Here is a 12,953-nt window from a genome sequence, read left to right on the forward strand (position 1 = left end):
ACCGAGTGATTGCCTCACACAAATTTCACCGGTGTTCAAACTCGCGCCATCAATATCCCACGGCCGAACCCGCCGGACGGCGGCCATCATTGGCGCCGTAGATATAACCGGGCAGCACTTTGCCCGACACGCCCGAGTCATTGCCGGCGCTGGCCGCCCCCACGCCGGCCGCGTTCGGCAAGCCCATCATGATCAGCTCGGTCGCACCCCAGGTCGATTGCTCCGTCATCTTGTAGCCCATGCCGGCCAGGATATTGAGCGTATCGACCGACAGGCCGCGCCGCTCGTAATACACCTGGTCGGGCAGCCACTGGTGGTGGATGCGCGGCGCGTCGACCGCTTCCTGCGGCTCCATGCCGTAGTCGATAATGTTCAAGGCCGACTGCAGGGTAATGGTGATGATGCGCGAGCCGCCGGGCGAGCCGGTGACCAGGAACACCTTGCCGTTTTTCGTCACCAGGGTCGGCGCCATCGACGACAGCGGCCGCTTGCCCGGCGCAATCGCATTGCTCTCGCCCTGCACCAGGCCGTACATATTCTTGGCGCCGATTTTTGTCGTGAAGTCGTCCATCTCGTCATTGAGGAAAAAGCCGGTGCCGGGTGCGATCACCACCGCGCCGAAGCGGCCGTTCACGGTATAGGTGGTCGAGACGGCATTGCCTTGCTTGTCGACCACCGAGTAATGCGTGGTTTCGGGCTTTTCACCCTGGGCGTTAGGCTGCACCTGGGCCGACGGCGTGGCCTTGTCGGGCAGGATCTGGCTGCGGATCCGCGCCGCATACGACTTGCTCAGCAGATGCTCGACCGGGTTGTCGACGAAATCGGGATCACCCAGGTAGGTATTGCGGTCCTTGTAGGCGTGGCGCATGGCTTCGGTCATATAGTGCACCGAGGCGGCCGAGTTGTAGCCCAGCTTTTTCATGTCGTAGCCTTCGAGGATGGTCAATATCTGGCACAGGGTCACGCCGCCCGAGCTCGGTGGCGGCGCCGAGACGAACTGGTAGCCGCGATAGCTGCATTCGAGCGGCGCCATTTCGGTGGTGGTGTAGGCGGCGAAGTCGGCCGCCGTGATCACGCCGCCGCCCAGCTTTGCCGCTTTTTCCACGGCGGCCGGAATTGCGCCCTTGTAGAACGCGTCGGGCCCCTTCCTGGCGATCGCTTCGAGCGTGTTGGCCAGGTCTTTCTGCACCAGCCGGTCGCCGGGCTGCAGCGGCGTGCCGTCCTGGCGCAGGAAGATGCGCGCCGCTTCCGGGTCCTTCTTGAAGTAGGCCACGGTGGTGTCGAGGATGTCGGTGTCGCCACGGTTCAATATATAGCCTTCGCGCGCCAGCCTGATGGCCGGGGCCAGTACCTGCGCGCGCGTCAGCTTGCCGTATTTACGCTGCGCATAATCAAAACCGGCCACCGTGCCCGGCACGCCGACGGCCAGGTAGCCATGCAGGCTGGCGCCCGGCTTGAGCCTGCCGTCCGCATCCTGGTACATGGTGGCGCTGGCCGCGGCCGGCGCCTTTTCGCGGAAGTTGATAAAGGTATCCCTGCCATCGGCCAGGTGGATGGTCATGAAGCCGCCGCCGCCGATATTGCCGCAGCAGGCATTGACCACCGCCTGCGCATAGCCGACCGCCACCGCCGCGTCGATGGCATTGCCGCCGCGCTTTAAAATATCGACGCCGACCTGGCTGGCCAGGTGCTGCGACGAGACCACCATGCCGTTCTTTGCCTCCACGGCCGGCAAAGAGACGGCCTGGACGGCGGTGGAGATGGCCAGGGCCATCACGGTGATTGCGGCGGGAGCCAGGTGGCGCAGATGCATGACGGTGTTCCTTGGTGCCTGAAAAAAGACCATGGTACAGGCACAACAAGATTCATGCCCACTCGCGCATCGGCTTGCCGTCTATGCCAGCACCGCCTGCAAGGCCGCAAAATCATACGGTTTGACCAGCATGGCATTGGCCTGCGTGCCATCGACTTTCGCCTGTCCGCTGGCAATCACGATATGGATGGCGGGCTGCAGACGGCGCGCCGCTTCGGCCACCGAGGCGCCGGACATGCCGGGCAGGCCCAGGTCGGTGATCAGGATATCGTAGCTGGCCGCTTCCAGCGCTTTCAGGGCGGCAAAGCCATCGGTGGCCGATTCGACCTCGTGGCCCAGCAGCTGCAGCATGTCGAGCGTGATATTGCGTACGGCGTCCTCGTCCTCGACCAGCAGTATCTTGCGCACCGCCAGGGCCGGATCCTGCCGCGCCAGGGTAACAGCCTGGGCGGTGGCCGCCACGCCGGATGTTTTGCGGTTGCCCAGCACCTGGCGGAGCTTGCGCGCCAGGCTGTCGCGCGAATAGGGTTTGCCCAGCAATTCCACGCCAGGATCGAGGCGCCCGCCATGGACAATCGAGTTTTCCGTGTAGCCCGAGGTAAACAGGACGGCCAGGTTGGGCAGCAGTTCCACCGCCTTGCGCGCCAGCTCGGCGCTGCGCAGCGGGCCCGGCATCACCACGTCGGTAAACAGCAGGTCGACCGCGATGCCGCTTTCCAGGATCGACAGCGCGGCGGCCGCATCGTTGGCTTTCAGCACGCGGTAGCCGAGGCCGCCCAGCATTTCGACCACGATGGCGCGCACTTCCTCGTCATCCTCGGCCACCAGGATGGTTTCCTCGCCGCCGGCCGCCTCGTCCATGACCACGGTTTCCTGGCGCGCTTCTTCATCCATCGAGCGCGGCAGGTAGACCTTGACGGTGGTGCCCTGCCCCAGTTCGCTGTAGATCTTGATATGGCCGCCCGACTGCTTGACGAAGCCGTACACCATCGACAGGCCCAGGCCGGTGCCCTTGCCTTCCGGCTTGGTTGAAAAGAAGGGGTCGAAGGCGTGTGCCAGCACCTCGGCCGTCATGCCGCAACCGGTGTCGGTGACCGACAGGGTCACATACTGGCCCGGCGACACATCGGCGTGGGTGCGGCAATACGGCTCGTCCAGATAGGCATTGCCCACCTCGATGGTCAGCCGGCCCGGGCCGTCCATGGCGTCGCGCGCATTGATGGCCAGGTTCAGCAAGGCCGTTTCCACTTGCGTCGGATCGACCAGGGTATTCCACAGGCCGCCCGAAACGATGGTTTCGATATCGATCGGTTCGCCCAGCGCATGGCGCAGCATGTCTTCCATGCCGGTGATCAGCTTGCCGATCTTCAGCACGCGCGGCTCCAGGGCCTGGCGCCGGCCAAAAGCGAGCAAAGAACTGGCCAGCTTGGCGCCCCGGTTGACGCCGCCGATGGCGTTTTCCACCCACTGGCCGGCGCGCGGATGGGCGAACGGCACCGTGGCCAGCATCTGCAGATTGCCGGAAATGACTTGCAGCAGGTTGTTGAAGTCGTGCGCCACGCCGCCCGTCAGCTTGCCGATGGCGTCCATCTTCTGCGACTGTTCCAACGCTTTTTCGGTCTGCTTCATGGCCAGCGCGGCGGCATGCTCGGCCGTGACGTCGCGCGCCACGGCGTGGATATACTGCGCGTCGGGCACCGCGCTCCAGGACAGGATGCTGTAGCCGCCATCCTTGCGCCGGTAGCGGTTTTCAAACTGGATGGTACGCGCGCCGCTCGCCAGCAGGCTCACCTGCTCCAGGGTGCTGGCGCGGTCGTCGGGATGCACGAGTTCCATGAAACTGGTGCCCAGCACCTCGGCCTTGGCCCAGCCCAGCACCGCCACGAACGCCGGGTTGAGCGACACCAGGGTGGTGTTGAAGTCGCTCACCAGCATGATTTCATTCGACAACCGCCACATGCGGTCGCGCTCGGCCGTGCGCATGCTGACCTGTTCGGCCAGGGTGGCGTTCAGGTGTTCGAGCTTGAGGGAATTGAGTTTTTGATCCTCGATATCGGTATTGGTGCCGATCCAGCTGATGACGCTGCCATCCTCGTCGCGGATCGGCAGCGCGCGTATCAAATGCCAGCGAAACTGGCCATCGTGGCGGCGCACGCGGTACTCGGTTTCAAAGGTGCGGCCCGTGTCGACCGAGGCGCGCCAGCGGGTGACGGCGCCAACGATATCGTCCGCATGCACCAGGCTGGGCCAGTTGTCGGCGTTCAATTCACCACGGCCGGCGCCGCTATAGGTGTAGATCTGGTCGCTGAACCAGTCCAGGTTGCCGGCGGCGTCGGCCGACCAGACCTGGTTGGGCATGGCCTGCGCCCACACGCGAAAGCGCGATTCGCCCTCGCGCCAGGCTTTTTCGGCCAGCACGCGCTGGGTCACGTCCGAACCCTGCACAAAGATGCCGGAGATCGCGCCGTCCTCGTCCGTCACTGGCTGGTAGACAAAATCGAGATAGGTCTCGTGGGCGGCCGTGCTGTCGGTGGCGGCCACGCTGAACGGCATCGCCAGCCCGGTATACGGCTCGCCGCTGGCGTACAGCGCGTCGAGCAGGCCGACAAAACCCTGTTCGGCCGCTTCCGGCAGGGCTTCGGCGATCGTCAAACCGATCAGTTCGCGGTGGCCCACCAGCGCCGCATAGGCGCGGTTGGCCTGGGTGATCGTGTGCTGCGGCCCTTGCAGCAGGACCATGAAACCGGGCGCCTGCTCGAACATCTGCGCCAGGCGCGCGTGCTCGCCCTTCAGCTTGCGTTCGGCATTGACCTTGTCGGTGGTATCGACCACCACGCAGATAATGCCGACGGCCTGGTCGTGGTCGTCGAAGATGGGCGAATAATCGAGGTTCAGCCAGAAACGCTGAAACTTGCCGTCGCGCATCCACGTCAGTTCCTGGTCGCGAAAACTCAGCGGTGCGCCAGCGAGCACCTGCGGGATGACGCCACGGTTGAAGTCGGCCAGGTCGGGAAAGGCCTCGGTGGCCGTCATGCCCATGATTTCGGGGTGGCGCGAGCCGGCAAAGGTGGCGTACGCTTCGTTATAGATCAGGGTGCCGTGCCGGCCCCACATGGTGACCATGGGAATCGGCGAGCGCACGATCATGGCCACCAGGTTGCGCATGGTCTGTGTCCAGCCGGCAATCGGCCCCACCGTGGAGCTGGTCCAGTCCTTTGCCAGGATAATGTCGCCGACCGTGCCCGCGCCTTGCAAAAATGTCGAAGTGGTAGCAAGTGAAGCGGTGGTCATGGAATCCCGGCATGGAAAGACAGCATATTAATGGTGATCAATTATACCGGCTTACGCCCGATGTAACGGCCCGCCATTTGCCGCGCAGGCGCCGCCAGCCGATCACCATGCCGGTGGCGCTCAGCGCCAGGCCACCCAGGCTGAGCAGTATCAGCACGCTTTCGCGCCACGGCCCGCTGCGCAGCAGCGGCGGCAGGTCCCAGCTGTGCAAAAAGCTGAACAGCCAGCGGCTCACGCGCTGGCGCCGGTCCACGCCCAGCGCCACCGTGCCCGTGTACGGGTCCAGATACACCCAGTTCGCCTGGGGATCGTCGAAGCGCAGCTGCAATACCGGCAAACGCCGCTCGACGGCGCCCATCATCGCTTCCGGTTCGCGGCCATAATAATAGCTGTCGTAGCTGCCCAGCCACGCGCTGCTTGCCTTGATGCCCGGCAGCAGTTTGCTGGCTGCATGCAAGAGTTGCGCCTGTGTCCACTGCTCGCGCACCACCAGCTGGCCGTCTTGCCGCATGATCAGCCGGGTACGGGCGGCGCCGTCGCGCGCCAGCAGGTAAGGCTGTTTGTTCAGCACCCGCCATTCCAGTTCCACCGCACGAAAACCCTGCGCCGCCAGCAAGCTCAACGCTAGCTGCGGCGCCAGGTCCAGCTGGCGCGCCGCCGGTGTACCACCCTGCCAGGCGGCAAGATCGGGCCGCCGGCCCTGCGGATCGAAGATATGAAACGGATTCATCGAGATCAGGCCGCTGAAAATCCAGGCGAACACAAAGCCGGCGAACAGCAGCCCCGTCACATGGTGCCAGCGCATCCACGATTCCCGGTAAGGCGTGCGCGCGCCCGACTTGTAGCGGCCGGCAAAACGCCAGCGCCAGATGCCGGCCACCGTGCCCGTCAGGGCCGTCAAGGTCGCCACCGCCGAAGAGATGATAATGATCCAGTTCCATACGGGATCGGTGGAGTGATTGCGCAAGGGATAGACCCAGTGCAGCCAGGCGCCGACAAAGTTCCACAGCCGCTGGTCGCGTGGCGCGTCGAGCACCACTTCGCCGGTGGCCGACGACAGGTACAACATGGTCTGCGCCGCATCCATCAGCTGCACCTGGTGCAAGGGCCGGTGCGCGTCCAGCGAGCGCGAGTGGGTCCAGCGGTCTTCCTGCAGCAAGCCCAGGTAGTGCGCGCCGGCGCCCGGCACAAAGGCGCGCGCCGAGGCCAGCGCGGTGTCGCGGCTGGCCGGTTGCAACAGTTTGCCGGTGACCGCATCGACTAGCCGCCAGCGAGCGCCGCCGTCGCGTACCTTCCAGCCGGGCCTGCCTGCCACCGTGGTCAGCACGATCTCGCGCGCATCGACCGGCATAGCCACCTGGGCCAGCGGCTGGCAGCAGCCGGCCAGCGGCAGCGGCGGCAGCGCCGCCAGGCGCTCCCACGGCGTCAGCTTCGGATAACCGACAAACAGCATCACCATGCCGCTGATAAACCACAGCAGCATCAGCACGCAGGCAGCCACGCCGGTCCAGCGGTGCAGCTGATACAGCAGGCGTTTGAGCGTCGACATCATCAGTAGCGGTAATGCACGGTCGCTTCCACGCCGGCGCCGGTGGACGTTTTGAAGAGCGGGGGCAAGGCAAAGCCAGCCATCGCATAGTGATTAGTGACCATTATTTTCTCACCCATCATCAGAAGCGCAGGCTGGCCGTGGCGGTCAGCGCGCGGCCATCGCCCGGCGCATGGCGCGTCACGTCGTTGATCCACACGTAGTCGACATAGCGGTCGGCCACATTGTTCAGCTGCAGGTCGAACGACAGCGACGGCGACATGCGGTAGCTGGCGCCCAGGTTCAGCAAGACGTACGCGCCGTATTTGCGGCCGGTATTGGCGCTGGTCAGAAAATAGCTGCCCTGGCCATTGGCCCAGGCCGACAGTTTCACGGCCGGGGTCATGCTCCAGTCGTAGCCGGCGGAAAACACATGGTTCGGCACATGGTCGATCTGCTTGCCCAGGGTGGCCGGTGCGGCCGGGTCGGGTTCGACGATGCGCGAGCGCTGGCGCGCATACGCCAGCCAGCCCGCATGGCTGCCGGCGTGGGCATTGAACTGCAGGTCGATGCCTACACGGCGCGTCTTGCCGACGTTTTCCGAGTCGCCGGCCGGGTCGTTGAGCTTGCGCTTGACCTCTCCGCTGGCGTCCTGGCGCCAGGCGGCCAGGCGGCCGTCCAGCCACGGCAGCGGCGTCCATTTCACGCCGCTTTCCCAGCCGTCATTGATCGATGGCCGCAACTGGTTCACATTGCCGCGGTAGGCCGCCGCACCCGCGCCGACCTGGAAGGTGCGGCCCCAGTTGGCGTAGACGGTGGCCGCGCGCCATGGGCTGTAGGCGGCGCTGAACTTGGGCTGATGGATCACGCCATAGTCCTGGATTGGAAAATGCGCGTTTTTCGACGGGTCGGAAAAATGGCCCAGCACCTTGTCGATCCGGTAGCCGGGCATCAGTTTCAGCCCGTCGACGGGCGTGAGCACCGCCTGCAGATAGCCGCCCCAGGTATCGAAATCGAAACGCTGGTCGCGCATGGTGGCCGTGCGTACCTTGTCGACCGTGCTGTAGCGCGGGCTGCGGTTGTGCTGGTGCTCGGCGTTGACACCGGCTTCCAGCGACGCGGTGCGCAGCCATTGCGGCCGATAGCTGAGGCTGGCCAGCACGCCAACGTGGTTTTCGTCGATGATGCGTTCCTGCTGGCTGGTGCGCAGCGAATAGCGCAGCCAGCGCTGGTCGCGCACGGCGTTGGCATAGACCTTGGCGGACAAGGACAGCTCGGGCGACAAGGTGGTATCGAGTGCCAGGCCCAGCTGACTCATTTCGCGCTGGCCGCCGGTGCTGCGCGCATAGGCATACGACGAGCCTGGCGCGCGGCGGGCATCGGCCTCTTCCAGGTAGCCGGCCTCGTCGCCATCGCTTTGCGTATGGCGCGCGCTGGCCACGATGCGCGTGCCGCCGTCGTCAGTGGTGTAACCCCATTTGCCGGCCACCGAGACTTTCCGGAAACCCGCATTCTGGCGGTAGCCGGCCGAGCGCAGATAGCCGGCCGAGTAATTCTGCGTCCAGTTGCCCGCTTCCATGCCCTTGACCAGCTGGATCTGGCGCGTGTCGAAGCTGCCGTAGCCGAGCCTGGCTTCATCGTAGTTGCCGCCGGTGCGCGTATGGACCGTGGCGTTGCCGGCGATATTGTGCAGGCCGTAGCGCGGATCGTTGGTGCCGCGCACGACTTCGATATTGCTGATCTCCAATGGAAACAACATGTCGAGAAACGGCATGCCGCCCGCATTGTCGTTGGCGGGCATGCCGTCGATCAGCAGTTTCACGGCATTGACTTCGCCTTCGCCGTTAAAGCCGCGAAACGACAGCTTGCCCGACTCATTACCTTGCCGAAATTGCGTGAGCATCACGCCGGGTGCGCGGGCAAACAGCTGCCAGGCATGGCTCACTTGCTGCTGCTGAATCTGCTCTGGGGCGACAATATCGACCGAGGTGAGCATGTCGCGCGCGGACAGCGGACCGCTGCGCCGGGCGGACACTTCGACGCTGCCGATCTGCAAGGCCGGCGTTGCGTCAATGTCGGTATTTGGCTCTGGCAAGGCTTGCGCGAACGCCGGTGCGCAGCACAGCAAGGCGGAAAACAGGCGCAGCGGCGCGGCGCCGCCTGCTCCGGCAGGAACATGGAAATGCTTGGATAACATAAAAAACCCGTCTGAAAGAACTGATGATCAGGACGACCGCAAGGCCGCCTGCGCGGTGAGATCAGGACAGGACGGGTGGTGCGCGGGGATTGCCGCTGGACCACAGGAACAGTGGCGCCGGCGCGCGGTAGTACAAGGGAGGGTAAATGTCGTGGCCGCCGCTGACGGCAAAACTCAGCGACAGGCCGGGCAGCAAGGCGAACGAGCCGGCATGGGTGCTGCAATACGGGCAATGCTCGAAAGCATGGACGACCGGGTCCATGCCGTTTTTTTTCACATCCACATCCGCTCCCACCTCGACCGTGCCATCAACGGTACAGATTTGCATCAGCAGGGAGGACGGGATGGCGACAGATGGCGCAGCCAGCGCATGCGAAATCGATGGCGCAACGGCGGCAAACAGCACGGCCAGGATGGCCAGCCAGATTTGCAGCGTTTGTCGTTTCATCGGTCTGTACATGCCGGTATTATAACGAGCAAATATGCTTTTCAGCCAGTGGCCAGCCGCCCTGCCCGCCTTTTCCTTAGCCATACGTGCACGCCGGTCACGCTGAGCACAGTTACAAGCAGCCCCATCAGGCACACCAGCAGCTGCAGCGGCCAGCCCCACATGGCCGCCATATGCAAGGTGGCGAACCAGGTCGACAGCGTATCGCCGGCCGCCGCGCCGGTCGGCAGCCACAGTCCAAGCAACGCGCCCGTATCGGCATGCATGACCAGCCGGGTATGGCCGCCCTGGTGGCGGATATCGTGGCTGCTGCGCACGTCATAGCGATAGATGGCGCGCTGCGGATCGTACAGCAGCGCTTTTTCCGCCAGCACGGCAAAGCCGCCGACTTGCGCCTGCTGCGCCATCAGCCGGCGTGCGGCGGGCAAGGCCTGCTCCCAGGACAGCCCCGGTTTCAACTGCGGCCTGGCCAGCTTCGGTATCGATTCCAGGCCGCGCTGATGGGCGAATGCGGCTCTCATCACCGGCTCATAGACTTGCGGCAAATTGAAGGCCACGCTGCTCCAGGCCAGCACGAACAGCATGGCCCAGGTCCACAGGCCGCCTGCGCGGTGCAGATTGAAGCTGATTTTATAGGCGCTGCCGCGGCGAAACTTCCAGGCCTGCCACCAGCGCGCCGGCCATCGCCGGGCCGGCTCCCCGCTTGTGCGGCTGTTCGGCAAGGTCAGCCAGGCGCCGGCAAAGCAGTCCAGCGTCCACAGCAAGGAGATGATGCCGAACAACAAGGTGCCGATACCGTCCAAGGCCAGCGAGTAATGCAGGCGGTAGATAAACGGCATCAGGTTTTTCACACCCTGGGCAATATCGCCCCAGCGCCGCTGGCCCAGCGTTTGGCCGGTGTAAGGATCGACAAATACCTGGTCGTTCGCCAGCTTCTGGCCCTTGGCCAGTGGCCGCAAGGCAAACAGCACCGAGTGGCCATCGGTAAATTCCAGCGGCAGCCGCGCCACCAGCGCGTCCGGATAGCGCGCCGCCACCTGCGCGTGCAGCAGCACCGGCTCCAGCCTGGCGGCAGCCGCCGGCGCCGTCACGCGGAACAGTTGCGGGCTGATGGCCGCTTCCAGTTCCTCGTTCCAGGACAGCAAGCTGCCGGTAATGCCGGCAAGCACCAGGAACAGGGCCAGCAGCAGGCCCACGTAGCGGTGCACCAGCAGCATCACGGCGCGCATGGCGCCCCTTACCACTGGTAGGACAAGGTGGCGGTGGCATGGCGCTGATCGCCATAGGTGCAGATGGCAAATTCGCAATAGGTATATTGCTTGTTGCCCAGGTTGCTGACATTGGCCGTCAATTGCCAGTTGCGGCTGAGGCGGTAGCTGAGCATGGCGTCGATCACGGTATAGGCCGGCATGGAACGGCTCATGCCCGACGGCTGCGTCGACCCCTTGTAGCGCACGCCGGCGCCGGTGGTCAGTTGCGGCAGGCCCAGGCGGGCGAAGCTGTAGTCCAGCCACAGCGCCGCCTGGTGGAATGGCGTGTCTTCGCTGCGTTGGCCGATTTCGCTGGCGATCGTGCTGCGCGTGGTGCGCGCATCGGTATAGGCGTAGGACGCGATCAGGCTGGCGCCACGGCTCAGCTCGGCCTTCGCTTCCAGCTCCAGCCCTTTCGAGCGCACCTGACCGGCCTGGCGATACACATCGTTGCCGGCGTCGTATTTGAGCACATCGGTTTGCGTCAGTTCATACACGGCCGCGCTCAGCAGCATATTGCTGTCCGGCGGCTGGTAGCGCACGCCGGCTTCATATTGCTTGCCGCCGGTGGGCTTGAAGGACTGGCCGTTGGCGGCGGCCACCGCCACCGGGAAGAACGATTCGCTGTAGCTGACATAGGGCGCGAAGCCGCTGGCCGTCTTGTAGACCAGGCCGGCGCGCCAGGTGGTGGCCGAGTCGTCCTTGTCGAGCCTGCTACCGTTGCGGCGCAGGGTCTGCTCCTGGCTGGCCCAGTCGTGGCGCGCGCCCAGCAGCATGGTCCAGGTCTCGCCCAGGCTGACCTGGTCCTGCAGGTAGATGCCTTTTTGCAAGATCGCTATGCGGGAACCACGGTCGACGCTGCGCGCGCGGTTCACCGTCACCTGCTGGCCATAGTTATAGGCCAGCAGGTTCAAGGTGGGCGCGTTGCCGCGAAAATTGCGTGAATCATACGTGGTCTGGTAGGCGTCCACGCCAGCGAGCACAGCATGCTCCATGCCCCAAAGCTGCCAGTTGCTGGTGGCATTGGTGTCGCTGACGATGCCGCGCACCTGTTCGCGCCGGTCGCTGTACTGGCGCGCCAGCAAACCGCGCTCGCTGGCGTTGCGCAGCGCCGCCGCCGTGGTCTGCACCTGCAGGTAGTTCCAGGCCACGTTCGCCTCGAAATAGCGCAGCTTGTGGCTCACTTTGACCTTGTCGCTGAAACGGTGCTCGAACTCATAGCCGATCGCATGCATGTCGCCGTTCATCTTGTCGTAAGCGGGCTCGCCGATAAACGCCCCGCGCCTTATGCGCACGGCGCCGGTGCCGACGCCTTCGACCAGCTGGTACGGCAGCGGCGCGGAAAAGCGCGTCGTCGTTTTTTGATAGAACGACAGGATGGTCAGCGACGTATCCGCATTCGGGCGCCAGGTCAGCGCGGGCGCGAGATACAGCTTGTCGTCGTTCAGGTAATCCTGGGACGTATTGCTTTTGCGGTCCAGCATGGTCAGGCGATAATCGAGCGTGTCGCTGCCCGGGACCTTGCCACCGACATCGACGGCGACCTGCTTGCGGCCGTGGCTGCCCGTCTGCAGCTGGACTTCGCGCACCGGCGCGCTGCCCGGGCGCTTGCTGACGGCATTGATCACGCCGCCCGGCGACAGCTGGCCGTACAGCACCGACGCTGCGCCGCGCAGCACTTCCACCCGCTCCAGGCCGAACGGCTCCTGGGTGCCGTCATAGGAATTGTTTTGCAGCCGCATGCCGTCGCGCATCGAGCCGCTGGTGGCGGATTCCACATCCATGCCACGGATGCGGAAGCGGTCGGCCGTGCGATTGAAGCTGGTGGGCTGGCTGGTAAAGCCCGGCGTGTAATTGAGCGCCTGCGACAGGGTTTCGGCCTGGCGGTTGCGCAATTCGTCGTTGGTGACGACCGAGATCGACTGCGGGGTGTCGATAATCGCCGTATCGGTCTTGCTGCCGGCGGCCGAGCGTTTCGCGACATAGCCGACTACCGGGCCGATCGGCGTTTCGCGCTCGGCGCTGGCCGTGACGCTGATACCGGCCAAGGTCACGGTTTCAGCCTTGGGGACGGGCTTGACCACCACCACCCTGCCTTCCTGGGCCGCCTGCAAACCGCTGCCGGCCAGCAGGCGTTCAAGCGCCTGCGGTGCGCTCAGGGCACCTGATACGGCCGGCGCATGCTTGCCGGCCACCAGGTCCGGGTGCACGATCAACTGGAAACTGGCTTGGCGCGCCAGCTCGTTCAAGGCCGAACCCAGCGGCTGGGCCGGCAAGGCGATGGCAAAGCTGGCGGCGTTCTGCGCCAGCACAGGCGTGCTGGCCAGGGTGGCGGCGATGGCGACGACGATGGCGACGACGATGGTCAGGGGAACACAATAAAAACGGGGCTGCGGCATGCGGATGGTCTCCAGGGTCAACACGGT

7 protein-coding genes are annotated in these 12,953 nt (G+C 64.8%); all 7 read right to left on the minus strand.

What is annotated here, in order from left to right; all coding sequences use genetic code 11:
- Positions 1–49: 49 nt before the first annotated feature.
- The 7 genes from ggt to ASR47_RS14155 all read right to left on the minus strand — a co-directional run bounded on the left by ggt (position 50) and on the right by ASR47_RS14155 (position 12,950).
- Positions 50–1,774 (minus strand): gamma-glutamyltransferase, encoded by a 1,725-nt coding sequence (gene ggt / locus ASR47_RS14125; protein ID WP_245714360.1) that lies wholly within the window; start codon positions 1,772–1,774, stop codon positions 50–52.
- A gap of 120 nt (positions 1,775–1,894) precedes the next feature.
- Positions 1,895–5,104, minus strand: a complete 3,210-nt coding sequence (locus ASR47_RS14130; protein WP_065308431.1) for a hybrid sensor histidine kinase/response regulator — start codon at positions 5,102–5,104, stop codon at positions 1,895–1,897.
- A 37-nt stretch (positions 5,105–5,141) separates the two neighbouring features.
- Complete coding sequence (locus ASR47_RS14135) at positions 5,142–6,656, minus strand: PepSY-associated TM helix domain-containing protein (RefSeq protein ID WP_065308432.1); 1,515 nt, start codon at positions 6,654–6,656, stop codon at positions 5,142–5,144.
- Positions 6,657–6,774: 118 nt separating this feature from the next.
- Positions 6,775–8,829, minus strand: coding sequence for a TonB-dependent receptor (locus ASR47_RS14140; RefSeq protein WP_065308433.1), 2,055 nt, complete (start codon positions 8,827–8,829; stop codon positions 6,775–6,777).
- Positions 8,830–8,890: 61 nt separating this feature from the next.
- Positions 8,891–9,277 (minus strand): DUF2946 domain-containing protein, encoded by a 387-nt coding sequence (locus ASR47_RS14145; RefSeq protein ID WP_245714349.1) that lies wholly within the window; start codon positions 9,275–9,277, stop codon positions 8,891–8,893.
- Between the two features lie 41 nt (positions 9,278–9,318).
- A complete protein-coding gene (locus ASR47_RS14150) occupies positions 9,319–10,506 on the minus strand; it encodes a PepSY-associated TM helix domain-containing protein (protein ID WP_065308435.1) in 1,188 nt (395 codons plus the stop codon).
- 8 nt (positions 10,507–10,514) lie between these two features.
- Complete coding sequence (locus ASR47_RS14155) at positions 10,515–12,950, minus strand: TonB-dependent siderophore receptor (protein ID WP_245714361.1); 2,436 nt, start codon at positions 12,948–12,950, stop codon at positions 10,515–10,517.
- Between the last annotated feature and the right edge of the window lie 3 nt (positions 12,951–12,953).

Source organism: Janthinobacterium psychrotolerans (assembly GCF_001677885.1).
Lineage (GTDB): Bacteria > Pseudomonadota > Gammaproteobacteria > Burkholderiales > Burkholderiaceae_D > Janthinobacterium > Janthinobacterium psychrotolerans.

What these genes read in the sequence shown, in the direction of transcription:
- ggt (WP_245714360.1), bottom strand. Translation starts at nt 1,774, where the DNA reads ATGGCCCTGGCCATCTCCACCGCCGTCCAGGCCGTCTCTTTGCCGGCC.
- ASR47_RS14135 (WP_065308432.1), bottom strand. Translation starts at nt 6,656, where the DNA reads ATGATGTCGACGCTCAAACGCCTGCTGTATCAGCTGCACCGCTGGACC.
- ASR47_RS14150 (WP_065308435.1), bottom strand. Translation starts at nt 10,506, where the DNA reads ATGCGCGCCGTGATGCTGCTGGTGCACCGCTACGTGGGCCTGCTGCTG.
- ASR47_RS14130 (WP_065308431.1), bottom strand. Translation starts at nt 5,104, where the DNA reads ATGACCACCGCTTCACTTGCTACCACTTCGACATTTTTGCAAGGCGCG.
- ASR47_RS14145 (WP_245714349.1), bottom strand. Translation starts at nt 9,277, where the DNA reads ATGAAACGACAAACGCTGCAAATCTGGCTGGCCATCCTGGCCGTGCTG.
- ASR47_RS14140 (WP_065308433.1), bottom strand. Translation starts at nt 8,829, where the DNA reads ATGTTATCCAAGCATTTCCATGTTCCTGCCGGAGCAGGCGGCGCCGCG.